The organism is Streptomyces yongxingensis (genome assembly GCF_055597465.1).
This window is the reverse complement of sequence record NZ_CM145717.1, coordinates 4,414,715-4,439,771: the sequence shown is the minus strand read 5'-3', so window position 1 is coordinate 4,439,771 and position 25,057 is coordinate 4,414,715. Positions and strand designations below refer to the sequence as shown.

The window sequence follows — 25,057 nt, the reverse complement described above, 5'->3', positions numbered from 1 at the left end:
GGCACGCCCGCCCCGTACCGCACCCGCACCGCCGTCAGAAGTTCTCCTCGATCTGGCTCTTCAGCATCGCGAGGGCGAAGAAGCCGTAGAAGCCGATGGCCAGCAGCATCATGCCCAGCCGCGGTCCGCGCAGCCGTATGGCGGCCGGCAGATCGCGGCGGTTGAGCCGGATCAGCAGCGCCGTGTAGACGAGGGTGACGAGGGAGGCGGTGCAGGTGGAGATGGTCAGCAGCACGATCGGCTGGTTCACCCCGGACAGCAGGATCGCCGAGCCGATGGCGACCTCGGCCCACACCACCGCGAAGTACAGCCGTCCCTCGGTCCAGAAGGCCGCATCGCGCAGGTAGGTGCGCTTGACGAAGTCGCTGACCACCCGTCCGATGATGTCGAGCAGCCCGATCGAGGCGGCCCAGAGCGAGACCGTGGCCACCGCGAAGAACAGGATCTTCAGCCAGTCGCCCACCTGCTGCCCCAGCAGATCGCCCTGGAGCCGCAGGAACTCCGGGCTGTTCTCCACGTCGTCGCGTCCGAAGAGGGTTTCGTACGCGAGCATGCTCATCAGCCCGATCGTCACCAGGCAGACCACGAAGAACGACACGATGTGCTCGGCGTTGGCCCGCCGCCACCACACCCGCCAGCGGGTCAGATTGGCCTCGTCCTGCGGAAAGGCGTAGCGGTCGGCGCCCGACGCCTCCGACTGGCCGGTGATGGGGGAGACCAGCTTGGGGACATGGGCGCCCATGCCGTAGCCCTTGTCCCGGATCCAGTTGCTGAGCACCAGGTTGTGCACCCCGCCCGCCCCGGCGGCGCCCAGCGCGCTGAGGATCATGGTGAAGGTGATGCCGTCCGGGATCCGGCCGGCGCCGGTGACGGTCTTCTCGCCCGCCGTGGTCCAGGTGTGCCAGCCGATGACGGCGACGGCGACGACGGCGAGGAAGAACAGCGTCAGGATGACCTTGACCAGCTCGACCTTCTCGATCGTGCGGTAGACCACCGGTGAGACGGTCAGCACCGCCCCGAAGCCCACCAGCGAGCCCACGGTGATCCAGACGACATCGCCGCCGCCGGTCAGATAGGTGAGCGTGGTCGACCCGGAGGTGGCCCAGCCCGGCCAGACGTACTGGAACGCCCCGGCCAGGCAGATCAGGATGCCCCACGCCGTGGACCAGCGGGAGAATCCGGCGACCACGGTCTGCCCGGTGGCCAGGGTGTAGCGCTCGATCTCCAGGTTGATCACCGTCTGGATGGCCAGGGTCACCACCGCGAGCCACAGCAGCCCGAGCCCGCCGACCGAGGTCAGATACGGCCAGAGGATGATCTCGCCCGCCGCCATGCCGATCCCGACGGCGACGACCCCCGGACCGACCATCGTGCGCAGCGGTGGTGGATCGGGCAGATCGAGACAGTCGGGCGGAGCGGCGGTGGGGGACGGGCGCTGGGCGGACGGTGTCGACGACGCTGACGACATGGCGGCTCCTCGGGGGACGGCGAGGCCGTATCCGGACGGGGGACTGGGGGGGGGTCAGCGGGTGCGGGCGTGCTGGGCGGCCAGGCGTACGGGCGCGTTGGCCGCGCCGTAGCCCTGGTAGCCGTCGATCCGCTGGACGATCTCGAAGAAGACCCGGCCCACGGTGGCCGTGTACAGGTGCAGGAAGGTGCCGCTGTCGTCCCGGTCGTAGAGCAGGCCCAGTTCCCGCAGGGTGCGATGGAGCCCGGGGCCGAGCTCATGGCGCGCTTCGAGGTCGTCGTAGTAGTTGTCGGGGATGGGCAGCAGGGGCGCGCCGCGTTCCCGCAGCCGGCGCGCGGTGGCGACGATGTCCCGGCTGTGCAGCGCGATGTGCTGCCACAGCGAGCCGGACGGCCCCGCACCCGGGCGGATCTGGGCCACGTTCAGCGCGAGCCGCACCGAGCCGTCGGCGCCTGAGACGGCCCGGCTGCGCAGCAGCCCGTACGGATCGGCCAGTTCCAGGGACTCGTGCGGCCGCAGCCCCAGGACGGCGCGGTAGAACAGCGACGCCTCGTCGAAGTGGTGCCGGGGCTGGGTGAGCGCCACGTGGTCGATATGGGTGATCCCGGCGGGGGAGGCGGAGGCGGCGCGCGGGGTGAAGTCGCCGGTCCAGCTGGGGTGGTCGGGGTGTTCGGTGCGGCAGAAGTACAGCTCGGTGGAGTCGGGTGCGGCGACCGCGTCCAGCGGGGCGTCCGCCACGGCCCGGTGGCGCGGCAGGACGGGGGCGAGCAGGGCCCGCGCCCGGCCCGCGGACGCGGCCGGGTCGGGGGTCTCCAGACCGATGGCGGCGAGCGCCGGTTCGGGGTGCCCGGTGGCGGCGTCGAGGCCGGAGTTGAGGACGATCCGGGCTTCGCCCTGCTCCCACAGCTCCACGGGCTTGGAGTGGTGGCGGCCGGTGCGGGCGAAGCCCAGCTCGGTCAGCAGCGCGGGCAACTCGGGGCCGGTCGAGGCCAGTTCGGCGAAGGCGAAGCCGGTGGGGACGACGGGGGCGGGCAGATCGGTGCGGCCCGCGGCCTCCTCCAGGGCGATCAGCGAGCGCAGCGCGTCCACGGCGGTGCGGGCCGTGTCGCCCTGCCGGAAGACGTCGTTGAAGACCTCCAGGGACAGCGGCCCGTCGTAGCCGGCCCGCAGGACGTGCTCCAGCAGCCCGGCCACGTCGAGGCCGCCCTGGCCGGGGAAGCAGCGGTAGTGGCGGCTCCACTGGAGGACGTCCATGGCCATCAGCGGGGCGTCGGCGAGCTGGAGGAAGAAGATCTTCTCGCCGGGGATCTCCTCGATGCCCTTGGGGTCCGAGCCGCGCGAGAGGATGTGGAAGCTGTCCAGGCAGATGCCGAGCGCGGGGTGGTCGGCCTGCCGCACGATCCGCCAGGCGTGGTCGAAGGTGTTCACATGCCGTCCCCAGGCCAGCGCCTCGTAGGCGATGCGGATGCCGTGGGCGGCGGCCCGCTCGGCAAGCAGCCGCAACTGCTCGGCGGCGAGGGCGTCGTCGTCGAGGGCGGCGGGGGAGACGTTGGAGCACACCAGCATCAGATCCGCCCCGAGCCGCTCCATGACCGCGAACTTCTTCTCGGCCCGGCGCAGAGTGCGGGCGAGGAGGTCCTCGGGCACGGCCTCGACGTCGCGGAAGGGCTGGAAGAGGTCGATGGTGAGGCCCAGTTCGGCGGCCCGGTCCCGGACCCGCTCCGGGGACAGGGGGCTGGCCAGCAGGTCGTTCTCGAAGATCTCGACCCCGTCGAAACCGGCCGCGGCGATGGCGGTGAGCTTTTCCTCGAGGGTGCCGCTCAGGCACACGGTGGCGATGGACTTGCGCATGATCAGCCTCCGGCGGGGAGCTCGAGCAGGTCGGAGAGGTCGGTGAGCATCCGTGTCGCGTCGGGTTCGCGGCCGGTGAAGAGGCGGAAGGCGTCGGCGGCCTGGAAGACGGCCATGCCGCCCCCGTCCAGGGTGCGGCAGCCGGCCGCGCGGGCGGCGGCCAGCAGCGGGGTCTCCAGCGGGCGGTAGACCACCTCGGCGACCCACAGCCCGGCCCGCAGCAGCTCCACGGGCAGCGGCAGTCCGGGGTGGGCGGCCATCCCGGTGGGCGTGGCGTGCACCAGCCCGTCGGCGCCGCCGACGGCCGCCGGGAGCCCTCCGGGCGCGACGGTACGGACCCGGGCGGCGCCGAACCGTGTCGCCAGCGTCCCGGCGAGCCCGGCGGCCCGCGCCGGATCGGTGTCGGCCAGCGTCAGCCGGTCGGCGCCGACGGTCAGCAGGGCGTGGGCGACGGCGGTGCCCGCCCCGCCCGCGCCGAGCAGCACGATCTCGCCGGTGGGCGCGTCGGGCAGGCCGCGGGCGAAGGAGCGGGCGAAGCCGGACCAGTCGGTGTTGTGGCCGATCGCGCGGCCGTCCTCGCCGAAGACCACTGTATTGACCGCGCCGAGCAGCGCGGCGTCCTCCGACAGCCCGTCGAGGTGCTCGATCACCGTCTGCTTGCAGGGGTGGGTGATGTTGAGCCCGTCGAAGCCCAGCCGGGCCGCGGCCCGCACCAGCTCGCCCACCCCGTCCGGGCCGAGCCCCAGCGGATCGATGTCGATCAGGCGGTACAGATACCGCAGCCCGTGGCGGTCGGCCTCGCGCTGGTGGAGGGCGGGGGAGAGCGAGGGGCCCACGCCGGACCCGATCAGCCCCACCAGACAGGACTCCCGCCCGTCCTGCGATTCCCGTGACTGCCGCGCCCTGCCCCTGTCCCGCATACCGGCGACCTCCCGCCTTCCCGGCTAATGTACGAACTGGTTCGTTAGTAGCGTGGACAGTAAAGGCCCAGGACCGCCCTCTTGTGAACCCCCTGGACGTAGCCCTGGACGTAGAGTGGCCCCAGCATGAGCGATCAGCCGCCGAAGAACAGCCGCCTCCGCGACGCCGTCCGCACCCAGGCCGAGATCCTGGACGTCGCCACCCGCGAATTCGCCGAGCGCGGCTACGCCGGGGCCCGCGTCGACGAGATAGCCGCCCTCACCCGCACCACCAAGCGGATGATCTACTACTACTTCGGCGGCAAGGAGCAGCTCTACATCAAGGTCCTGGAGCGCGCCTACACCGGCATCCGCGAGGCCGAACAGGCCGTGGACGTCACCGGTCTGGACCCCGCCGAGGCCATCCGGCACCTGGCCGAGCTGACCTTCGACCACCACACCGAACACGCCGACTTCATCCGGCTGGTGTCCATCGAGAACATCCACCGGGCCGAGCACCTGGCCAAGTCCGAGACGCTGGCCAAGGCCGGCACACCGGTGATCGACCTGATCTCCGGGATCCTCGCCCGCGGCCGTGAGCAGGGCGTCTTCCGGGACGACGCCGACGCCGTCGACGTCCACATGATGATCAGCTCATTCGCCGTCTTCCCGGTGGCCAACCAGCACACCTTCGGCACCCTCTTCGGCCGCGACCCCCTGGACCCGGGGCGTCGCGCCCACTACCGCCGGATGGTCGGCGACATGGTCGTGGCCTACCTCCGCGCCGGGTCCTGAACCGTACGGCGCAGGACCCGGCGCGTCCGGACGGGCCGGCTCAGGACGGCATCGCGAGCTCGAACCAGACGACCTTGCCCGTGGACAGCCGGGTCGCGCCCCAGCGCCGCGCCATCCGGTTCACCAGGTACAGCCCGCGCCCGCCCTCGTCGGACGGCCGGGCCTGGCGCAGCCGGGGGAGCTGCGGTACGTCGTCGCCGACTTCGCAGCGCAGGACGTCCGTGCGCAGCAGCCGCAGCGTGATGGGCCGCTCCGCGTAGCGCACCGCGTTCGTCACCACCTCGCTGACCAGCAGCTCCACCGCGTCCGTCAGATCTTCCAGGTCCCAGCGGGCCAGCGCCCGGCGGGCCAGCCGGCGCGCCTGCCCGGCGGTCTGCGCCTTCGGGTCCAGGAACCAGTACGCGACATCGCTGGGCGCGATGCCCTCGAAGCGGGCCGCGAGCAGCGCCACGTCGTCGTCGCGGTCGCCGGGGCCGAGCATGTCCAGCACCTCGTCGCACAGCGGCTCCAGCGGCGGCGGGTTGGGGCCGGTGAGCCGGGCGGTGGCGGTCAGCCGCTCCCGCAACTGCTCGATCCCGGTCCACACATCGCGCATCCGCGACTCGACAAGACCGTCGGTGTAGAGCATCAGGGTGGCCCCGGCGGGCGCGTCCAGCTCGACGGCCTCGAAGTCGACGCCGCCGACCCCGATCGGCGCCCCCGGCGGCACCCGCAGCACCTCGGCGCGGCCGCCCCGGTGGAGCAGGAGCGGCGGCGGATGGCCCGCGTTGGCCACCACGATGCGGTGCGCCACCGGGTCGTAGACCGCGTACAGGCAGGTGGCCATGCGGTCGGTGCCCAGCCGCTGGGCCTGCTCGTCCAGGTGGTGCAGCACCTCCTGGGGCGGCAGGTCGAGCCCGGCCAGGGTCTGTGCGGTGGTGCGGAGCTGGCCCATGATCGCGGCGGAGGTCATGGAGTGGCCCATGACGTCGCCGACCACCAGCGCCACCCGGTTGCCGGGCAGCGGGATCGCGTCGTACCAGTCGCCGCCGACCCGCGCGGTCTCGGCGGCGGGCAGATAGCGGCTGGCCAGCCGGACGCCGGTGGGCTGCGGCAGCGAGTCGGGCAGCATGGTGCGCTGGAGCTCGTCCGCGATGTACACCTCGCGCCCGTACAGCACCGCCTTGTCGACGCCGAGCGCGGTGTGGGTGGCCAGTTGGGCCGCCACCAGCAGATCGTCGGGTTCGAACGGCGGCCGGTCCGGGCGGCGTACGAACACGGCCGCGCCGATCACCCGGCGGCGGCCGCGCAGCGGGGCCAGCACGGTGCGCTGACCGGTCGCCACCGAGGGGCCCTCGCCGAGCAGTTCCGGCAGCGCGGCACGGGCGGCCTGGGAGTCGCCGAACACCGGCCGCACTCCGCGCAGCACCTCGGCCAGCGGGCCGCCCGCCTCCACCTCGCACAGCTCGGCGGCCGGGCCGCCGCCCACGGCGGGCGACAGATCCGGTTGGGAGGGCAGCAGCGACAGCCGGCCGTTGTCGGTGTCCGGGTCCAGCGGGATCCGGTCGGTGCGGCGCAGCCGCAGCACCACCGGGCCGACCGGGCGCTCGTCGCCGACCGGCAGCGGATCGCGCAGATAGACCAGGATCGCGTCGGCGAAGGTGGGCACGGTGGCCCGGCACAGGCCCAGCACGATCTCGTCCAGGTCGATGCCCCGGGCGATCCGGCGCGTCGCGGCCCCCACGAACCGCAGCCGGTCGCCGCCCCGGTCCCGCGCGATGGCGGCCTCGGCGGCGGCGGTGCCGCCCGCGGGCGGCACCGTGGGCACCCCGCCCTCCGGCGCGCTGTAGCCGACCTCACCCGCCGTGGCGGCCGCCGCATGGGCCTCGCCGGGCCGCTCCGGATGCTCGCCCGCGCCCGAGCCCCGGCGCGCCGCCTCCCGGCCGCGTCCGTCGCCCTGGGCGGCCGGGGGCCGCTCGTCGGGGCCGGAGCCGTCGTTCGCCCCCGGCCGGCGCGACGCGCCTCTTGCGGCATTGCGATCCGCGTCCCACACAGGCTCGCCCTCCGGTGTGCCGTGCTCCGGCTGCGCCGGGTGCTCGCTCTCCGCCGTGTTCCGGCGCTCCCTGCCTCCGCCACCGTGCGCCGCGGCGGCGCTCCCCCGCCAGTCCGCACCGTCCGCCCCGTCCGTGCCGCTCCTGCCGCGGCCACGGCGCGCGGGCCCCGTCCGGTCGGTGCCCTCGCCGCGCTCGGGGGCGGCGCCGCGCCCTCTGGCGCGGGGCGCGGGCTCCCCGGCCGGACCCGGGGGTCCGTCGTGGGCCGCCGGGCCCGCGGGCCCGTCCGTGGGGCAGGCCGGGCGCGGGCGGCCGTCGCCCGGCTCCTGGCCGGGGGCAGCCGTCTGCCGCACGGCGGTCCGCGGGTCCGGGACCGCGCCGTGCGCGTCGTCGGGCGCGGCCGCGCCCGGGGCGGCGGCAGAGGTGGCCGCCTGCCGCCTGCTGTGGGAGGTGGGGTGCTCCGTCACGCGTGGGTTTCCATCCGTCCGGGGCCGTGCGCCCGCGTCTCGTGGGCGCACCGAGTGTCAGGCACGTCGTCGGCAGTTCAGATAGAGCTGGATCTCGGGTGGTACGTCCGTGCTGGCCGGTGCGTACGCGTGCGAGTCCTCCCCGGCGATCTCGAAGCCCGCATCGCGGACGACCTGGCGCAGCTCGTCCCGCAGATAACCGGATACCCGGACCGAGTTGCCGAGGAACGGAATGGGGAAGTCGTCGATGTCCGCCTCCACCATGCCCAGCCCCAGCAGCCCCCCGGGTTTCAGGCAGGCGTGCAGGGTCCGCAGTGCGTACGGGATCTCCGGGCGGGGCAGCAGCAGCAGCGTGAAGTAAGCGGCGATGCCGTCGAAGGGGCCGAGCTCCCGGCTGCCTCCGGGGCCGTACCGGCCGCCCACCCGCAGATCGACGATGTCCACATGGTGGAAGGTGGCCTCCGGAACATTGTCCCGGGCCAGCTTGAGCATCCCCGGGGAGATGTCGATCCCGACCACCTCGTGCCCCGCGTCGACGAGCTGACGGGCCGTGGGCAGGCCCGTACCGCAGCCGACGTCGAGCACCCGGGAGCCGGGCGGAAGCGTTTCGGCCAGCCAGCGGCCGGCGTCGATCTGGCCCTCCTTGTGCGGAAAGGCGTCGTCGTAGCGGTCGCCGATGTGGTCGAAGGCTTCCGCCTGACCGCTGCGGTCCAGTGCGAGGCGGTCGAAGTCCTCGTAGCCCTCGTAACCGTCCCCGTGCTCGTCCTCACCGCTCACGACTCCGCCCCCTCCTGTGACATTACGTCAGATCTTGCGCATCGCCCGTGACTTGCGCCGGCGTCTGGTGTCCCGCATGGGCAGTGTTCCGGACGACGATCCTACGTTTGAAACACTGGGACACGACAAGAGGTTCATGACCTCGAGTGTGCCGAGGTGTGCTTCTTGTCCGTACGGCCCCAGTCCGCCGGAAGGGCGGGCACGGACCACGCGGGGTCGGGCCGCCAGTTCTCCCACCCGTCCCGGAAGGGCGCTCCCCAGGACTCGATGGCCGCCGCGGCCGCCCGGCCCGCGGCCCGGACCCGCTCCGCCTGCTCGGGACCCATCAGCCCGGCCCGCTGCGCCTGCGCGAACTCGTCCTCGTCCTTCCATTCCCAGCTACGGTCGGCGTAGACCGCGATGTCCAGGAAGTGGTCCTCGGAGTCCACTCCGCGGTCCCAGCGGACCAGCGGCTCCTCCAGGTTCACGTACCAGTTCCGGAACTGCCAGCCGTGGTCCCAGAACAGCCACACCGACCACGGCTCGCCGGGCCGGGCCAGCTTCAGCACACCGGTGCCGAACCACTGGGACCGCGCGGTGGTCCGCGGCTTGGTGTACCGGGTGGACAGCGGCTCGAGGTGTACCGAGGTGCCGTCGGTGAGCTGCGGTTTGACGCAGACGGTGCCGGGGGCGAGCCAGACGGCGAGCAGCTCCGCGGTGTCCTCGACGACGGTCACGGGACGGCAGATGTGGATGAGGTCGGAGGCGTTGGCCCGATAGCGCCACAGAACGTGGTCGCCCGGTGCCCACCGGGCGGTGTCCGCCGTCCCCGTCGTCTCCACGATGTCCGCTGTCATGAGCAGATCTTAGGTGCGCGCGGGCCGCGATGCCGTGACCTATGACGCAACCGGGGGCCAACGCCCGGCTAAGGATGTGTCATGCGCAGGACGTCAAGGGCCTCGTCCAGCTGGTCGAGCGTCAGCAGCCCGCGCTCCACATAGCCGGACTCCAGCACCACCTCGCGGATCGTCTTGCGCTCCGCCAGCGACCGCTTGGCCACCTTCGCCGCCTCCTCGTAGCCGAGGTAGCGGTTGAGCGGGGTGACGACGGACGGCGAGGACTCCGCGTACTCCCGGGCCCGCTCGGCGTTGGCGGTGATCCCGTCGATCGTGCGGTCCGCGAGCAGCCGGGAGACATGGGTCAGCAGCCGGATCGACTCCAGCAGATTCTTGGCGATCACCGGGAGCATCACATTGAGCTCGAAGTTCCCGGCGGCCCCGGCCGTGGCGACGGTGGTGTCATTGCCGGTGACCTGCGCCGCGACCATCAGCGTGGCCTCGGGGATCACCGGGTTGACCTTCCCCGGCATGATCGAGGAGCCGGGCTGGAGGTCGGGCAGCGCGATCTCGGCGAGCCCGGTGCGCGGGCCCGAGGCCATCCAGCGCAGATCGTTGGCGATCTTGGTGAGGCCGACCGCGATCGTCCGCAGCTGTCCGGACGTCTCGACCAGTCCGTCCCGCGCGCCCTGCGCCTCGAAGTGGTCCCGGGCCTCGGTCAGCGGCAGCCCGGTGGTGCGGGCCAGTTCGGCGATGACGGCGGCGGCGAACCCGGGCGGGGTGTTGATCCCGGTGCCCACCGCCGTACCGCCCAGCGGCAGCTCGGCCAGCCGGGGGAGCGAGGCGCGCAGCCGCTCGATCCCGTACCGCACCTGGGCCGCGTAGCCGCCGAACTCCTGACCGAGGGTCACCGGAGTGGCGTCCATCAGATGGGTCCGCCCCGCCTTGACCACCTCGGCGAACTCGGCGGCCTTGCGCTCCAGCGCCTGCGCCAGATGGGCCAGGGCCGGGATCAGATCGCCGGTGACGGCCGCGGTGGCCGCGATGTGGATGGAGGAGGGGAAGACGTCGTTGGAGGACTGGCTGGCGTTGACGTGGTCGTTGGGGTGCACCGGGCGGCCCAGGCGCTCGCTCGCCAGGGTGGCCAGCACCTCGTTGGTGTTCATGTTGGACGAGGTGCCGGAGCCGGTCTGGAAGACGTCCACCGGGAAGTGGTCGTCCCAGCGGCCCTCGGCGACCTCGGCCGCCGCCTCCGAGATCGCCCCCGCGACGTCCTCGTCCACCACGCCCAGCTCCGCGTTGACCAGGGCGGCCGCGCCCTTGATCCGGGCCAGCGCCTGGATGTGCGCCCGCTCCAGGCGCTGCCCGCTGACGGGGAAGTTCTCCACCGCCCGCTGGGTCTGGGCGCGCCACTTGGCGTGCGCGGGCACCCTGACCTCTCCCATCGAGTCGTGCTCGATGCGGTAGCCCTCCTGGGGGCTGTCGTCGCGGTGGCTCTCGTCGGTCATGGGGACACCTCCGTCCGGCACAGCGTCTTCACGCCACGCCGTGTTCCCGCGCCCGCCGAGCCGAACGGGTGAGCCCGGTCACCGTACGGCCTCGGGCGCCCGCGGGGTGTCCACCTCGCCGGTGCGCTTGAGCTTCTGCCACGGCAGCAGGGCGCCGGTGGCCGCGGTGACGCAGGAGTGCAGCAGCACCAGATACATCAGTTGGCGGTACGCGATCTGCTGCAGCGGCAGTACGGCCAGTGCCCGGTAGCTCTCCCGGTCCAGCCGGAACGCGTACGCCGCGCCCAGCACCTGCACCAGCAGCAGCGCGGCCCACGCCAGCAGCGAACGCACCGGGTCCAGGAAGATCACCCCGTAGAGGGTGAAGAGGTCGATCAGCGGCGCGCACAGTGGGGTGAGGATCTGGAAGAGCACCACCAGCGGCATCCCCACCCGCCCGAACCGCCCCGAGGGCCCCCGGTCGATCAGCGAGCGGCGGTGCTTCCACAGCGCCTGCATGGTGCCGTAGGACCAGCGGTAGCGCTGTTTCCACAACTGGCCGAGGGAGCTGGGCGCCTCGGTCCAGGCGCGGGCGTGCTCCTGGTAGACCACCCGCCAGCCGGCCCGGTGCAGGGCGATGGTGATGTCGGTGTCCTCGGCCAGGGTGTCCGCGCTCATGCCCCCGGCCTCCAGCAGCGCCCGGCGGCGGAAGGCGCCGATCGCGCCGGGGATGGTGGGCATGCAGCGCAGCAGGTCGTACATCCGCCGGTCGAGGTTGAAGCCCATCACATACTCGATGTGCTGCCAGGCGCCGATCAGCTTCCCCCGGTTGCCGACCTTGGCGTTGCCCGCCACCGCGCCCACCCGTGAGTCGGCGAACGGGCGCACCAGCTCCCGGATGGTGATGGGCTCGAAGACGGTGTCACCGTCCATCATCACGATCAGCTCGTGGCTCGCATGAGCGATGCCCCGGTTGAGGGCCGCGGGCTTGCCCGCGTTGGCCTGGCGCAGCACCCGTACGTTGGGCAGGCCCATCGCCTCGGCGATATCGGCGGTGCCGTCGGTGGAGCCGTCGTCCACGACCAGGATCTCGATGGGGTGGGTGGAGGCGGACAGCGACGTCAGGGTGTTGGCGATGCACTCCTTCTCGTTGTACGCGGGCACGATCACGCTCACCGGATCGGTGACCTCCTGCACCCGGCTCCAGCGCCGCCGCTCCCGGGAGCGCCGGTGCCACCAGGCGAGGACCACCATCAGCAGCAGCCGCCCGATCACCGAGAAGCCCACCAGGCCCAGCAACCCCATCAGGAACGGCAGCGCGCTGTGGCTGACCGCGGCCGCCCAGATCAGCGCCCGGCCCTCCCAGACCGACAGGGCGCGCGCCGGGTGGTTGGCGCTGTGGGCGCCGAGCGCGCCGGTGATCGTGGTGAAGGAGTAGCCCTTCTTCTTCATCCGCTCGATGTACTGCGACAGGGCCTGCACGGTCCGCGCGCGGTTGCCGCCCGCGTCGTGGAAGAGCACCGACGCGCCCTTCCTGCCCGCGGGGGTGGCGTTCTGGACGATCTCCTTCACCGGGGGCCGCTTCCAGTCCTCGCTGTCGGTGTCCACGAAGGCGCTGATGTAGCCCTTGGAGCCGATGTGCTGCTGCACCGGCCAGGTGCGGTCGTCCAGCGCGCGGACCTTGGAGGCGTACGGCGCGCGGAAGAGCGAGCTGGTGATGCCCGCCGCACCGGCCAGGGCGAGCTGGGACTGGGCGAGTTCGCGGTCCATGCGCCCCTTGTCCTGGTACGACAGGTCGACATGGGAGAAGGTGTGCACCCCGACCTCATGGCCCGCGGCCCGCATCCGGCGGACCAGCTCCGGATGGCGGATCACCATCTGGCCCAGTACGAAGAAGGTTCCCCGCACCTTGTGGCGGCGCAGCACGTCGAGGATCTCCGGGGTCCAGCGCGGGTCCGGGCCGTCGTCGAAGGTCAGCGCGATGGTCTTGGATGGGATGGCGTGCTCGGTGGCCTTTCCCCGGTGGTCGAAGGTGATCACCGGGCCGCCCTTGCGCAGCCGGTCGGGGACGGTGCGCGAGGCGTGTGAGCGGTACACCCGGGCGTCGTTGCCGACCTCGGCGTGCAGATAGCCGTCCAGCAGCAGGGTGCACACCAGCGCGAGCAGGGTCGCGAGGGCGAGCACCATCCGGGTGCGGGTGCGGAGCTCGCGCAGCTTGACGGTACGGAGCCGGCTCCTGAGCCGGCCGATGGGCCCGAGCCTGCCGATGAGTCTGCCGGTGGGCCTGGGCCTGGGCCTGCCCGTGAGCCCGAGCCTGCCGACGAGTCTGCCGGTGGGCCTGAGCCTGCCCGTGAGCCAGAGTCTGCCGGTGGGCCTGAGCCCGGGCCTGCCCCTGCGCCAGGTCCCGCCCGTGGCCCCGGGGCCGCCGCCCGTGGCCCCGGGTCCGCCCGTGCGGCGCGCGGCGCGGCGGCCGGAGCCGGTCAGCCGGAACACCGTACGGGGCGCCCCGTCCTGACGGGGCGCGGGGAGCCGGCGGCGCGGCCGCGGCAGCCTCGGCGGTCTGCCGCCGGTCATGACATCTCGTCCTCGGTCTCGGGGGCGTCCTCGGCGGAGCCCGGCCCGTCGGCCGGGGTGCCGCCTCCGGCGGGCTTCTTGGGGGGCTTGGGCGTGTCGGCCCGCGGGGGCTTCTGGGACGGGGGCTTCTGGGGGGACGCGGAGTGGCCGGGCCGTGTGGTGTGGCCGGGGGCCTGCGGGTGGCCGGAGCCCTTGGCGGGCGGCTGGGCGCCGGCGGGGTGCTGCTTCGACGGGGTGTGCGACGCGCCCGTGGGCCGCTTGGCGGGCGGGTGGGCGGCCGGATGGGACGGCGTGTGGACGGCCTTGCGGTGCTTGGCGGGGCGGTGCCCCGCGGCGGATGCGCGGCCGCCGGGGCGGTGGTGCGTGGGGGAGTGCCGCGGCACCGCGCGGTGGGCCTCGGGCGGGTCGGGCTGCGGCGGCGCGGGCCGCGGCCGGGTGGTGATGGGGGGCAGGGCGACGGGCTCCCGGGCGTCCCGGTGCTCCGGGCGCCCCGAGGCGTGCCGCTCGCGCCGGTGCTGACGGTGGGTCGGCCCGTACTCGTCGTCCCCGTACTCGTCCTCGTAGCCGTACGCGTGCGCGTCACGCCGCTCTCGCGACTCGGAGGGCCCCGAACGCCCCTCGGGGGTGTGCTTCGGGCCCCGGTCGAACGCCTCGGTGGAGACGGGATGCCCGGGGATCAGCGTCTGCGGCGCGAACGGCGTACCGCCCGCGTAGCCCAACCCCAGGACCGCCGAATAGCCGAGGCAGGCGGCGCCCGCGACGACGCCCACATGTCGAACCAGTCGGCCACGGCGCCCGGAGAGGTCCACGAACACGGGCCCCTTCCGGGCCGCGTCAGCGCGGAGGGGACGCGAAGGCGCGCGCTCGGCCACATCTGACTGAGGATCCATACGGAAGAGGCTAATGCAGAAAATACGACATGCGACATATAAGTCAAACATGCGGTGTGTCATAGTTCAGTAGGCTTCACCGAATATGCGAGGTTTGGCGGGGAGAACGGCACGGGCGGCACAGGCCCCCGGCGCCTCGTACCGGACCGCAAGGAGGAGCCAGAGCCATGAGGGCCAGCCCCCGCATGAGCGGAATCGCCGTGGCCGGCGCGGTGGTCTGCGCCACCATCGCCGTATGGGCGGGACACCAGAAGCAGTCGCCCGAGCCGCACGCCGCGCCCTCACAGCCCCGGGCGTCACAGCCCCCCGTGGTGCGCACGCCCGCCGAGTTCGTGCCGTACGTCAACGCCTGGTCGGACTCGGGCTATGACATGGCCGCCGCGGCGGCGCGCGGGGTCAAGGAGTTCTCGCTGGGCTTCGTCGTCGCGGGCGACGGCTGCGCCCCGGTGTGGGACGGCGGCACCTCGCTGGAGGACCAGGCGCTGGAGGCCCGGATCGAGGGCGTCCGCCGGGCGGGTGGCGACGTACGGATCTCCTTCGGCGGCGCCGAGGGCACCGAGCTCGCCACCGCCTGCACCGACGTCCCCGAACTCGCCTCCGCCTACGCCGAGGTGATCGAGCGTTACCAGGCCGCCAGGATCGACTTCGATCTCGAGGGCGAGGCGCTCGCCGACGCCGAGGCGGCCGCCCGCCGCGCCCAGGCGCTCGCGCTCATCCAGCGCACCCACGAGGGCCTGAACATCTCCTTCACGCTGCCCGCCATGCCCAACGGGCTGACCCCGCGGAGCGTCGCCCAGTTGGAGGCCGCCAAACAGGAGGGGGTCATCCTCTCGGGCATCAACATCATGGCGATGAACTACAGCGGCGACCACACCGGCGACATGGGCGACTACGCCGTCCAGGCGGCCACCGCCGCCCAGGCCCGGATCCGCGAGGTGTTCGGCATGTCCGACGCCGCCGCCTGGAAGATCCTCGCCGTGACGCCGATGATCGGGGTCAACGACGTCACGGGCGAGACCTTCACGCTGGAGGACGCGTCCGGTCTGGCGCGGTTCGCCGCGGAGAAGGGAATCGGACGGCTGTCGATGTGGTCCGCCGAACGGGACCGGCCGTGCACCCCGGAGATGACCCGGTCCGCCACCCCGACCGCCCCCACGGCCGGTGCCGCGGCCCCCGAGCCGACCGCGGACGTCGTTCCCAACACCCGCTGCAGCGGCGTCACCCAGCGCCCCGGCGCCTTCGAGGCGGCGCTGAGGGGCTGACCAAACCAGCCCGTCCGGCGATTGAGGACAAGGCCGGTCCCGGGCCGGTCGGGGGCCTGGGGCGGAGCCCCCGGGATGGGACGGGTAAGGGCGGCGGGGGCGCATCCACGCCTCCGCCGCCCCACAGGCGTTACGCCACCCCCGGCCCCCGCACCGGAATACTCGTGAACGTCGGCTGGGGCGCCGGGTCCTGGAAGAAGTCGTTCCCCTTGTCGTCCACCACGATGAACGCGGGGAAGTCCTCGACCTCGATCCTCCAGACCGCCTCCATGCCCAGCTCCTCGTACTCGAGGACCTCGACCTTCTTGATGCAGTCCTGGGCCAGCCGCGCCGCCGGGCCGCCGATCGAGCCCAGGTAGAAGCCGCCGTGCGCGGCACACGCGTCCGTGACCTGCTTCGAGCGGTTGCCCTTGGCCAGCATGACCTTCGAGCCGCCCGCCGCCTGGAACTGCTCGACGTACGCGTCCATCCGGCCCGCCGTCGTCGGCCCGAAGGAGCCCGAGGCATAGCCCTCGGGGGTCTTGGCCGGGCCCGCGTAGTAGACCGGGTGGTTCTTCAGGTACTCCGGCATCTCCTCGCCCGCGTCCAGCCGCTCCTTGATCTTCGCGTGGGCGATGTCCCGGGCGACCACCAGCGTGCCGGTCAGCGAGAGCCGGGTCTTGACCGGGTGCTTGGTCAGCTCGGCCAGCACCTCGTCCATCGGCCGGTCGAGGTCGATGGCGACCGCGTCCAGGTCCGGGCCCGCGCCCTTGACCAGCTCCTCGTCCGTCGTCTCCGGCAGGAAGCGGGCCGGGTCGGTCTCCAGTTGCTCCAGGAAGACGCCCTCCGGCGTGATCTTGGCGAGCGCCTGGCGGTCGGCGGAGCACGAGACCGCGATCGCGACCGGGCAGGAGGCGCCGTGCCGCGGCAGCCGTACGACCCGTACGTCGTGGCAGAAGTACTTGCCGCCGAACTGCGCGCCGATCCCGATCTTCTGCGTCAGCTCGAAGACCTTCTCCTCCAGCTCCTTGTCGCGGAAGCCGTGCCCGGTCGGCGAGCCTGAAGTGGGCAGCTCGTCCAGGTAGTGCGCGGAGGCGTACTTCGCCGTCTTCAGCGCGTACTCGGCGCTGGTGCCGCCGACCACGATCGCCAGGTGGTACGGCGGGCAGGCGGCCGTGCCCAGCGAGCGGATCTTCTGCTCCAGGAACGTCATCATCGATGCCTCGTTCAGCACCGCCTTCGTCTCCTGGTAGAGGAAGGACTTGTTGGCCGAGCCGCCGCCCTTGGCCATGAAGAGGAACTTGTAGGCGCCGCCGTCGGTCGCGTACAGCTCGATCTGCGCGGGCAGGTTGGAGCCGGTGTTCTTCTCGTCCCACATGGTCAGCGGGGCCATCTGGGAGTAGCGCAGGTTGAGCTTGGTGTACGCGTCGTAGACGCCGCGCGAGAGGGCCTCCTCGTCGCCCCCCCGCGTGAGCACGTTCTGCCCGCGCTTGCCCATGACGATCGCCGTGCCGGTGTCCTGGCACATCGGGAGCACCCCGGCGGCCGCGATGTTGGCGTTCTTCAGCAGGTCCAGCGCGACGAAGCGGTCGTTGGCGCTGGCCTCGGGGTCGTCCAGGATGCGGCGGAGCTGGGCGAGGTGGGCGGGGCGCAGGTAGTGCGAGATGTCGTGCATCGCCTCGGCCGCGAGCTTGCGCAGCGCCTCCGGCTCGACCTTCAGGAAGGTACGCCCATCGGCCTCGAAGGTGCTCACGCCCTCGGAGGTCACCAGACGGTATGGCGTGGTGTCCTCTCCCAGGGGCAGCAGGTCCGAATAGGCAAACTCTGGCATCGCGGCCATTCCTCACTCGACGGGGCTTGGGCTGACTTCGTCGACAGCGCGTCCATAAGCGTAGAACGGGGCCGCGGGACGGGACCTGTGAGGTAGGGCTCAGTAGTAGGGGAAGGATCAGGGATCGTCCCCTAGTCGCGATCTATCGCGACTGGGTACGCTGAGCCCGTGGATGAGCAGCAGCCCGTGCCCTTGACCAAATCCGCCCCCGCGCCCGCGCCCAAGGCCGCGTCGGCCCCGGCGCCCGCTTCTGCCGCGCCCGCGTCCGTCGCGGAGCTCCGTGCGTCCGACGCGGACCGTGACCGGATCGCGGACATCCTGCGGGAGGCCCTCGCCGAGGGGCGGCTCCAGCCGGAGGAGCACGCCGAGCGGATCGACGCGGTCTACCGCGCCAAGACCCTCGGCGAGCTGGAGCCCCTGGTGCGCGATCTGCCCGCAGCCCCCACCCGCGGCGCCGCCTCCGCGCCCACGCGCGACGCGGAGTCGGAGTGGCCGCGCTCCCTCCCCGAGTCGGAGAACCTGGTGGCGGTCTTCGGCGGTTCGACGCGCAAGGGCCGCTGGCGGGTCAGGCGCCGTACGAACGCCCTGGCGATCTTCGGCGGCGTCGAGATCGATCTGACCGAGGCGGTCTTCGAGCAGCAGGAGATCGTCATCCATGTCGTGGCCGCCTTCGGCGGGGTGGAGATCAAGGTCCCGGAGAACGTCTCGCTGCGCGGTTCGGGCGCGGGCATCCTCGGCGGTTTCGACGTCACGACGTACGAGGCGCAGGACCCCGACGCACCGGTGATCCACGTCACCGGGTTCGCCGTCTTCGGCGGTGTGGAGGCCAGGCCCAAGCGGGGTAAGCGGCTGAAGAACCTGCGAGCATAAGCCCTGAAGAAGGGGCGTGCACGGGGAAGTTCCGGCTGGGACAACGGTGTGCATAAGCGCGCGCACAGCGGGTAAGGCTTGGTGCATCGTCTCTCGTACGGCTGATGGGGGTGCTAACGGGGCCGTACACCTCGAGGCGGGCAAGGGTGACCACCGGAGCCGTCGTCAGGAGTAGACCGTGCTGCAACCGCATCAGCCCCTGCTGGAAGCCGCCGTGCCCCCGCAGCGCGTCCCCGCGCGGGATCAGGCCGGCCCCTGGCACTCGGAGGCGGTGTGCCGACGCGACGAGGCCGGGCTGTTCTTCGCTCCCTCAAAGGAGCCCACGGCTGCCAGGCTGTCGCGGGAGGAGGCCGCCAAGCGCGTCTGTGCGCGCTGCCCGGTCATGGTCGAGTGCCGGGAGCACGCACTGCTGCAGCCCGAGCCGTACGGAGTGTGGGGCGGGCTGACCGCGGCCGAGCGCCGGGTCGTGCTGGCCCGCCGCCGGCGCCGGGAGGCGGAGCTGCAGCGCGCGGTGCGGGTCGCCGCCGCCGGCTGAGCTCTTCGGGACCTGGGCCGGGCGCCCGCCGGGAGGCGGGACCCGGCCCTTGTCATGCGGCCTCTGTCATGCGGCGTCTGTCACGCGGCGTCGGCTGAACGCCGCCGTCACCTCGCTCAGCTCGGCCGTTCGAAGTCGACCGAGGCGTAGGCGCGCAGCTTGGCCAGCCGGTGGGTGGAGTCGATCTGCCGGATCGTCCCGGACTTGGACCGCATGACCAGCGACTGGGTGGTGGCGGTCTCCGCGCGGTACCGCACCCCGCGCAGCAGGTCCCCGTCGGTGATGCCGGTCGCGACGAAGAACACGTTGTCGCCGCTGACCAGGTCGTCCGTCTCCAGGACCTGGTCGAGGTCGTGGCCCGCGTCGAGGGCGCGCTGCCGCTCCTCGTCGTCCTTGGGCCACAGCTTGGCCTGGATGGTGCCGCCGAGGCACTTGATCGCGCAGGCCGCGATGATGCCCTCCGGCGTGCCGCCGACGCCCAGCAGCAGATCCACACCGGTGCTCTCGCGCGCGGCCATGATCGCGCCGGCCACATCGCCGTCGGAGATGAACTTGATCCGGGCGCCCGCCTCCCGGATCTCCTTGACGATGCCCTCGTGGCGGGGGCGGTCCAGGACCACCACGGTGACGTCCTCGGGGCTGGACTTCTTGGCCTTGGCGATCCGGCGGATGTTCACGCCGGGGGGCGCGGTGATGTCGACGAACTCGGCGGCGTCGGGGCCGGTGACCAGCTTGTCCATGTAGAAGACGGCCGACGGGTCGAACATGGTGCCGCGCTCGGCGACCGCGAGCACGGAGACGGCGTTGGCCATGCCCTTCGCGGTGAGCGTGGTGCCGTCCACCGGGTCCACGGCCACGTCGCACTCCGGGCCGGTGCCGTCGCCCACGCGCTCACCGTTGAAGAGCATCGGCGCCTCGTCCTTCTCCCCCTCTCCGATGACGACGACGCCGTTCATCGAGACGGTGTGCACGAGGGAACGCATGGCCTTGACGGCGGCGCCGTCGGCGCCGTTCTTGTCGCCGCGGCCCACCCAGCGTCCGGAGGCCATGGCACCCGCCTCGGTGACCCGGACGAGTTCCAGGGCGAGGTTGCGATCGGGAGCCTCGGGGCTGACCTCGAGCTGGGACGGGAGATGATGCTCGGTCATCGGAGCGCACCTTTCTGTACGGCGACGGACCGTGAGGGCCCCTCCTCCCCGCAAGGGGGACCAGGAGGGTGAGGGTGTTCATGACTTTATCCGCTGATTGGCTAAGTGAGCAGATAGCCCCACGCATGAGCGCGGCCCTGTTGCGAGGTGCGGCGACCGGATGAGGGACGATAGGGGGCGTGGCAGGTATGCGTGGCAAAGAGACGGTCCGGGACATGGTGCTGTCGCTGGCGGCGATCGGCGTCGTCGCGGCGGCCATCTACCTCTTCGGTATTCCCCATGACGAGGGCCCCAAGGGCTCCGGGGTGAAGACGGTGGACTACCGCGTGGAGCTGGCCACGGCCCGCCGCGCCGCCCCGTACCCGGTGGCCGCCCCCGAGCCCGGGAGCCTGCCCAAGGGCTGGCGCGCGACGTCGGTGACCTACCGCCCGGCCGCCGCGGAGGACGGCGCGGTCTGGCACCTCGGCTTCCTCGACCAGAACGAGGAGTACCTCGCGGTCGAGCAGAGCGACGGCAAGCCCGTGCCGTTCGTGGAGAAGGTCACCCAGCAGGCGCGGGAGACGAAGCGGACGCAGCGGATCGACGGTGAGGAATGGGTCCGCTACGAGGGCGACAAGTACGACGCGCTGGTGCGCGAGGAGCCGGGCGTGACCACGGTGGTCACCGGGACGGCGTCGTACGGGCAGCTGACGAAGATGGCCGCGGCGCTCACCGAGAAGAAGGGCTGAGCGAGGCGGGCCCCGTGACGGCCGGGGCCCTTGGCCCGGACCGGCGGGCGGTCCGGGCCAAGGGCCCGTGGTCGATCAAGCGTGACCGAGCGCGATCAAGCGCGGTCGAGTGTGGACGAGCAGTCGATCAGACCGTGGTGATGACGTCGTCGTAGTCCAGGCGGGGGCCACGGGGGAACCAGGCGTCCTCGCCCGGCTTGCCGATGTTGATGACCATCAGCGGGGTGTGGTCCTCGTCCAGGAACTCCTTCTGGACCCCGGCCGGGTCGAAGCCGGTCATCGGGCCGGCGGCGAGACCGGCGGCGCGGATGCCCAGGATGAAGTAACCGGCCTGCAGCGAGGCATTGAGCGCGGCGGCCTGCTCACGGGCGGCACGCTCGGCGAAGAAGACGTCCTTGGCCTGCGGGAAGTGCGGGAAGAGCGCGGGCAGCTCCTCGTGGAACTCATTGTCCGCGGCGAGGATCGCGACCAGCGGGGCGGTGGAGGTCTTGGGCTGGTTGCCCTCGGCCATGTGCTGGACCAGCCGCTCACGGGCCTCGGGCGAGCGGACCAGCACGATACGCAGCGGCGACTGGTTGAACGCGGTCGGCGCGTACTTGATCAGGTCGTAGATCGCCTGCACCTGCTCCTCGGTCACCGGCTCATCGGTGAAGGTGTTGGCAGTGCGGGCCTCGCGGAAGAGCAGGTCCTGGGCGGCGGGGTCGAGAACGAGTGCCATGGAAGAAACCTCTGCATAAGCGGGGATATCGCTGACGGGCTCCACTGTACGATGCTTAGATTAATGTTCAACTAAAAAGATGGCGCGGGGTGGGTAAGGTGCTCCGAATCACAAGGGGGCCCGCCATCGCAAGGGGGCCACGTCCGGGCCGGGCCCGGACGGTCAGCCCTCCCCGGCGCTCTCCGCTTCCTCGGCGCCTTCGGCGCCATCGTCCTCCGCCAGCGCCGCGTCCAGCCGGGCCCTCGCGCCCTCCAGCCAGTGGCGGCAGACCTTCGCGAGCTCCTCGCCGCGCTCCCACAGCGCGAGCGACTCCTCCAGGCTGGTGCCGCCCGCTTCCAGGCGGCGGACCACCTCGACCAGCTCGTCCCGCGCCTGCTCATAGCCGAGCGTGGCCTCCGCCCGCGCGCTCTGCCCGTCCGTCCGCCCGGTCTGCTCGTCCGCCTGCTCGTCCGTCTTCGCCATACCCCTCACCCTATTCAGCGGGTCCGACAGCGACCCGCACCCGGAACTCGCCCTCGGAGACCCGCGCCCGCAGCTCCTCGCCCTCCGCGACCTCCTCGGCCGCCCGCACCACCGAGCCGTCGGGGTGCTGGAGCACCGCATAGCCGCGGCGCAGCGTCGCGGCGGGGGAGAGCGCCACCACCCGCGCCTGGGTGTGGGCCAGCTCGGAGTCGGCCCGGTCCAGCAGATGGCCCAGGCAGCGGCGGGCGCGCTCCAGCACCGCCGTGATCCGCTCCTCGCGCTCGTCCACCATGCGGTGCGGCTCCCGCATGCACGGCCGGGCCAGCGCGGCGGCCAGTCCCCGCTCCTCCCGGTCCAGCAGCCCGTGCACACTGCGCAGCGCCCGCTCCCGCAGTTGCTGGACGCGCATCAACTCCTCGCCCACATCCGGCACGATCTTCTTCGCCGCGTCCGTGGGCGTGGAGGCGCGGAGATCGGCCACCAGGTCCAGCAGCGGCGAATCCGGCTCATGGCCGATCGCGGAGACCACCGGCGTACGGCACGCGGCCACCGCCCGGACCAGCTGCTCGTCCGAGAACGGCAGCAGGTCCTCCACGCTGCCGCCGCCGCGCGCCACCACGATCACATCCACCTCCGGCAGCGCGTCGAGCTCCTTGACGGCCTCGATCACCTGCGGCACCGCGTGCACCCCCTGCACGGCCACATTGCGCACCTCGAAGCGGACGGCGGGCCAGCGCAGCCGCGCGTTCTCCAGCACATCGCGCTCGGCGGCCGAGGCGCGCCCGCAGACCAGCCCTATGAGCTGCGGCAGAAACGGCAGCGGCTTCTTGCGGTCGGCCGCGAACAGCCCCTCCGCCGCCAGTGCCTTCTTCAACTGCTCCAGCCGCGCGAGCAGTTCGCCCACCCCCACCGGGCGGATCTCGGCGGCCCGCAGGGACAGCTGGCCCCGCGGCGCGTACCACTCCGGCTTGGCGTGCACCACGACCCGCGCGCCCTCGGTGACCGTGTCCGCGATCTTGTCGAAGACGGCGCGGAAGCAGGTGACGGTCAGCGAGATGTCGTAACTGGGGTCGCGCAGGGTCAGGAACACCACACCGGCGCCCGGGCGCCGGGACAGCTGGGTGATCTGCCCCTCGACCCAGACCGCGCCGAGCCGGTCGATCCAGCCCCCGATCAGCCGGGACACCTCGCCGACCGGGATCGGCGCCTCCGCGGACGTGTTGACAGCCATGACCGCGAGGGTATCGGCCACCACCGACAGCAGCGGGGGCAACGCCCCACCAACCGACGGACCCCGCGGCCATCGCCCCTACCATGGGGGACATGACTGCAACCTCCGCCCGCCGGGTCCTGCTCGCGGCCCCCCGTGGCTACTGTGCCGGTGTCGACCGTGCCGTGATCGCCGTCGAGAAGGCCCTGGAGCAGTACGGCGCGCCGATCTACGTGCGCAAGGAGATCGTCCACAACAAATACGTCGTCCAGACCCTGGAGAAGAAGGGCGCCATCTTCGTCGACGAGACGGAGGAGGTGCCCGAGGGCTCCATCGTGATCTTCTCGGCGCACGGTGTCGCGCCCGTGGTCCACGAGGAGGCCGCCGCGCGCAAGCTGGCCACCATCGACGCCACCTGTCCCCTGGTCACCAAGGTCCACAAGGAAGCAGTCCGGTTCGCCAAGGAGGACTACGACATCCTCCTGATCGGCCACGAAGGCCATGAAGAGGTCATCGGCACCAGCGGTGAGGCCCCCGAGCACATCACCCTGGTCGACGGCCCCGACGATGTGAAGAACGTCGAGGTGCGGGACGAGTCCAAGGTCGTCTGGCTCTCCCAGACCACCCTCTCGGTCGACGAGACCATGGAGACCGTGGACGCGCTCAAGGAGCGCTTCCCGCAGCTCATCAGCCCGCCCAGCGACGACATCTGCTACGCCACGCAGAACCGCCAGACCGCCATCAAGCAGGTGGCCGCGGAGTCCGACCTGGTGATCGTGGTCGGCTCCAAGAACTCCTCCAACTCGGTGCGGCTGGTGGAGGTCGCCCTCGGCGCGGGCGCCAAGGCGGGCCATCTGGTCGACTACGCGAGCGAGATCGACGAGGCATGGCTGGAGGGCGTCACCACGGTCGGCGTGACCTCGGGCGCCTCCGTACCGGACGTGCTCGTCGAGGGCGTCCTGGAGTGGCTGGCCGAGCGCGGCTACGGCGATGTCGAGGTCGTCCAGCCCATGCAGGAGTCGCTGACCTTCTCGCTGCCCAAGGAGCTGCGCCGGGACCTGCGGGCCGAGGCCGCCGCGGTGTCCACCGGTGAGCAGGAGGCGTCGGCGTCCGCCGGTCAGCCCGAGGTGTCGGCGGTCGCCGCCCGGCCGGAGGGGTCCCAGCGGTGACATACGGCCAGGGGGCCACGGGGGCGTCCGCGGCGAAGGTGTTCGGCATCGACATCGGCGGTTCGGGCATCAAGGGCGCCCCGGTGGACCTGGACCGGGGTGAGCTCGCCGAAGAGCGCCATAAGGTGCTCACCCCGCATCCGTCCACGCCCGAGGCGGTCCTGGACGGTGTGGTGGAGGTCGTCCGGCACTTCGACTGGTCCGGGCGGCCGGTCGGGGTGACCTTCCCGGGCGTGGTGAAGGACGGTGTCACCCTTACCGCCGCGAATGTCGACAAGAGCTGGATCGGCACCGATCTGGCCTCGCGCCTCGCCGGGCGGCTGGACTGCCCGGTCACGGTGCTGAACGACGCGGACGCGGCCGGGGTCGCGGAGGCGACGTTCGGCGCCGCCCGCGGCGTCAAGGGCACCGTGATCGTGCTCACCCTCGGCACCGGCATCGGCAGCGCGGTCTTCACCGACGGGCATCTGCTCACCAACACCGAGCTGGGCCATCTGGAGCTGGACGGCCACGAGGCGGAGAAGCGGGCCTCGACCAAGGTCAAGGACGACCACGACCTCAGCTGGTCGCACTGGGCGCGCCGGGTGCAGAAGTACCTCCACCACCTGGAGATGCTCTTCTCCCCCGAGCTCTTCGTGCTGGGCGGCGGTGTGAGCCGTAAGGCGGACAAGTTCCTGCCGCTGATCGAGGGCGTCAGGGCCGAGATCGTGCCGGCGCAGCTTCAGAACAACGCGGGGATCGTGGGTGCCGGGATGGCCGCGGCCGCTGCTGCCGGCGGCGCCGGGTGACCAGCACGGCCCGCCGTACGAGCACGATCACCACGGTCAGCAGCGTCCCCGCGTAGAGCCAGCCGGCCTGCAGCGACAGCGCGGTGAACACCCCCACCGCCTGTCCGCTGAAGCCCGCCGAACCCTCGTTGATCGGCAGCAGCCCGACCGTGTACGCCAGCGGCGCCGTCACCGGCGCCGCCAGCAGATCGGCGGGCCGCACCCACAGCCCGCAGGCCGCGCAGACGGGCAGGAAGAGCACGCTGTAGACGGTGGGGGAGCCGGAGAACAGCAGCGCGTCCAGGCAGCCGATGCCGAGCATGGT

22 protein-coding genes are annotated in these 25,057 nt (G+C 72.2%); 7 read left to right on the top strand and 15 right to left on the bottom strand.

Translation table 11 applies throughout. The features are described 5' to 3' along the window. Window positions 1-34: 34 nt before the first annotated feature. The 3 genes from ACZ6TD_RS18645 to ACZ6TD_RS18635 are packed head-to-tail and all read right to left on the bottom strand — an operon-like array spanning window position 35 to window position 4,239. Complete coding sequence (locus ACZ6TD_RS18645; protein ID WP_471355366.1) at window positions 35-1,468, bottom strand: Nramp family divalent metal transporter; 1,434 nt, start codon at window positions 1,466-1,468, stop codon at window positions 35-37. A gap of 54 nt (window positions 1,469-1,522) precedes the next feature. Next, window positions 1,523-3,319 (bottom strand): bifunctional sugar phosphate isomerase/epimerase/4-hydroxyphenylpyruvate dioxygenase family protein, encoded by a 1,797-nt coding sequence (locus ACZ6TD_RS18640; RefSeq protein WP_471355364.1) that lies wholly within the window; start codon window positions 3,317-3,319, stop codon window positions 1,523-1,525. Window positions 3,320-3,321: 2 nt separating this feature from the next. After that, on the bottom strand, window positions 3,322-4,239 hold the full coding sequence (locus ACZ6TD_RS18635; RefSeq protein ID WP_471355362.1) for a shikimate dehydrogenase: 918 nt from the start codon (window positions 4,237-4,239) through the stop codon (window positions 3,322-3,324). A 126-nt stretch (window positions 4,240-4,365) separates the two neighbouring features. Between ACZ6TD_RS18635 and ACZ6TD_RS18630 the strand changes: the two genes are divergently transcribed. Beyond that, entirely contained in the window at window positions 4,366-5,013 is a 648-nt protein-coding gene (locus tag ACZ6TD_RS18630) for a TetR/AcrR family transcriptional regulator (RefSeq protein WP_020868731.1), read from the top strand. A 40-nt stretch (window positions 5,014-5,053) separates the two neighbouring features. Here ACZ6TD_RS18630 and ACZ6TD_RS18625 read toward each other — a convergent pair whose 3' ends face one another. From ACZ6TD_RS18625 to ACZ6TD_RS18600, 6 genes are all read right to left on the bottom strand, one after another. Next, a complete protein-coding gene (locus tag ACZ6TD_RS18625) occupies window positions 5,054-7,510 on the bottom strand; it encodes a SpoIIE family protein phosphatase (RefSeq protein WP_471355359.1) in 2,457 nt (818 codons plus the stop codon). A 57-nt stretch (window positions 7,511-7,567) separates the two neighbouring features. Then, window positions 7,568-8,287, bottom strand: a complete 720-nt coding sequence (locus ACZ6TD_RS18620; protein WP_471355357.1) for a class I SAM-dependent methyltransferase — start codon at window positions 8,285-8,287, stop codon at window positions 7,568-7,570. Window positions 8,288-8,421: 134 nt separating this feature from the next. Further along, window positions 8,422-9,123, bottom strand: coding sequence for a cytidylyl-2-hydroxypropylphosphonate hydrolase (fomD, locus tag ACZ6TD_RS18615; RefSeq protein WP_471355354.1), 702 nt, complete (start codon window positions 9,121-9,123; stop codon window positions 8,422-8,424). Between the two features lie 68 nt (window positions 9,124-9,191). Then, the gene (locus tag ACZ6TD_RS18610; protein ID WP_471355351.1) at window positions 9,192-10,610 is read right to left on the bottom strand and encodes a class II fumarate hydratase; all 1,419 of its coding nucleotides are present in this window, start codon (window positions 10,608-10,610) and stop codon (window positions 9,192-9,194) included. Between the two features lie 78 nt (window positions 10,611-10,688). After that, window positions 10,689-13,163, bottom strand: a complete 2,475-nt coding sequence (locus ACZ6TD_RS18605) for a bifunctional polysaccharide deacetylase/glycosyltransferase family 2 protein (protein ID WP_471355348.1) — start codon at window positions 13,161-13,163, stop codon at window positions 10,689-10,691. Then, entirely contained in the window at window positions 13,160-14,053 is an 894-nt protein-coding gene (locus ACZ6TD_RS18600; protein ID WP_471355345.1) for a hypothetical protein, read from the bottom strand. Before ACZ6TD_RS18600 ends, ACZ6TD_RS18605 begins: the two co-directional genes overlap by 4 nt. Window positions 14,054-14,220: 167 nt before the next feature. Between ACZ6TD_RS18600 and ACZ6TD_RS18595 the strand changes: the two genes are divergently transcribed. Further along, complete coding sequence (locus ACZ6TD_RS18595; protein ID WP_471355343.1) at window positions 14,221-15,315, top strand: chitinase; 1,095 nt, start codon at window positions 14,221-14,223, stop codon at window positions 15,313-15,315. A gap of 130 nt (window positions 15,316-15,445) precedes the next feature. On the opposite strand, the gene ACZ6TD_RS18590 is transcribed toward ACZ6TD_RS18595, so the two are convergent. Continuing rightward, a complete protein-coding gene (locus ACZ6TD_RS18590) occupies window positions 15,446-17,134 on the bottom strand; it encodes a fumarate hydratase (RefSeq protein ID WP_471355341.1) in 1,689 nt (562 codons plus the stop codon). A 159-nt stretch (window positions 17,135-17,293) separates the two neighbouring features. Here ACZ6TD_RS18590 and ACZ6TD_RS18585 point away from each other — a divergent pair, with 159 nt between their 5' ends. Both ACZ6TD_RS18585 and ACZ6TD_RS18580 read left to right on the top strand, forming a co-directional pair. Further along, window positions 17,294-17,995 (top strand): DUF1707 SHOCT-like domain-containing protein, encoded by a 702-nt coding sequence (locus tag ACZ6TD_RS18585; RefSeq protein WP_471355338.1) that lies wholly within the window; start codon window positions 17,294-17,296, stop codon window positions 17,993-17,995. Window positions 17,996-18,173: 178 nt separating this feature from the next. Then, entirely contained in the window at window positions 18,174-18,530 is a 357-nt protein-coding gene (locus ACZ6TD_RS18580) for a WhiB family transcriptional regulator (protein WP_020868722.1), read from the top strand. A gap of 116 nt (window positions 18,531-18,646) precedes the next feature. Here ACZ6TD_RS18580 and glpX read toward each other — a convergent pair whose 3' ends face one another. Then, window positions 18,647-19,678, bottom strand: coding sequence for a class II fructose-bisphosphatase (gene glpX, locus ACZ6TD_RS18575; protein ID WP_020868721.1), 1,032 nt, complete (start codon window positions 19,676-19,678; stop codon window positions 18,647-18,649). A gap of 188 nt (window positions 19,679-19,866) precedes the next feature. Between glpX and ACZ6TD_RS18570 the strand changes: the two genes are divergently transcribed. After that, entirely contained in the window at window positions 19,867-20,406 is a 540-nt protein-coding gene (locus ACZ6TD_RS18570) for a DUF4245 domain-containing protein (RefSeq protein ID WP_471357840.1), read from the top strand. A 127-nt stretch (window positions 20,407-20,533) separates the two neighbouring features. On the opposite strand, the gene ACZ6TD_RS18565 is transcribed toward ACZ6TD_RS18570, so the two are convergent. From ACZ6TD_RS18565 to xseA, 3 genes are all read right to left on the bottom strand, one after another. Continuing rightward, window positions 20,534-21,124, bottom strand: coding sequence for a malonic semialdehyde reductase (locus tag ACZ6TD_RS18565; RefSeq protein WP_470004471.1), 591 nt, complete (start codon window positions 21,122-21,124; stop codon window positions 20,534-20,536). Between the two features lie 162 nt (window positions 21,125-21,286). Further along, window positions 21,287-21,586: an exodeoxyribonuclease VII small subunit gene (locus ACZ6TD_RS18560; protein ID WP_471355334.1), complete on the bottom strand. Its 300-nt coding sequence runs from the start codon at window positions 21,584-21,586 to the stop codon at window positions 21,287-21,289. A 10-nt stretch (window positions 21,587-21,596) separates the two neighbouring features. Continuing rightward, entirely contained in the window at window positions 21,597-22,817 is a 1,221-nt protein-coding gene (gene xseA, locus ACZ6TD_RS18555) for an exodeoxyribonuclease VII large subunit (RefSeq protein ID WP_471355331.1), read from the bottom strand. Between the two features lie 83 nt (window positions 22,818-22,900). Here xseA and ACZ6TD_RS18550 point away from each other — a divergent pair, with 83 nt between their 5' ends. Both ACZ6TD_RS18550 and ppgK read left to right on the top strand, forming a co-directional pair. Then, complete coding sequence (locus tag ACZ6TD_RS18550; protein ID WP_471355329.1) at window positions 22,901-23,965, top strand: 4-hydroxy-3-methylbut-2-enyl diphosphate reductase; 1,065 nt, start codon at window positions 22,901-22,903, stop codon at window positions 23,963-23,965. Next, entirely contained in the window at window positions 23,962-24,753 is a 792-nt protein-coding gene (gene ppgK, locus ACZ6TD_RS18545; RefSeq protein ID WP_471355327.1) for a polyphosphate--glucose phosphotransferase, read from the top strand. Before ACZ6TD_RS18550 ends, ppgK begins: the two co-directional genes overlap by 4 nt. On the opposite strand, the gene ACZ6TD_RS18540 is transcribed toward ppgK, so the two are convergent. After that, the gene (locus tag ACZ6TD_RS18540) at window positions 24,659-25,054 is read right to left on the bottom strand and encodes a DUF6542 domain-containing protein (protein ID WP_471355325.1); all 396 of its coding nucleotides are present in this window, start codon (window positions 25,052-25,054) and stop codon (window positions 24,659-24,661) included. The two genes, ppgK and ACZ6TD_RS18540, sit on opposite strands and share 95 nt — an antisense overlap. Between the last annotated feature and the right edge of the window lie 3 nt (window positions 25,055-25,057).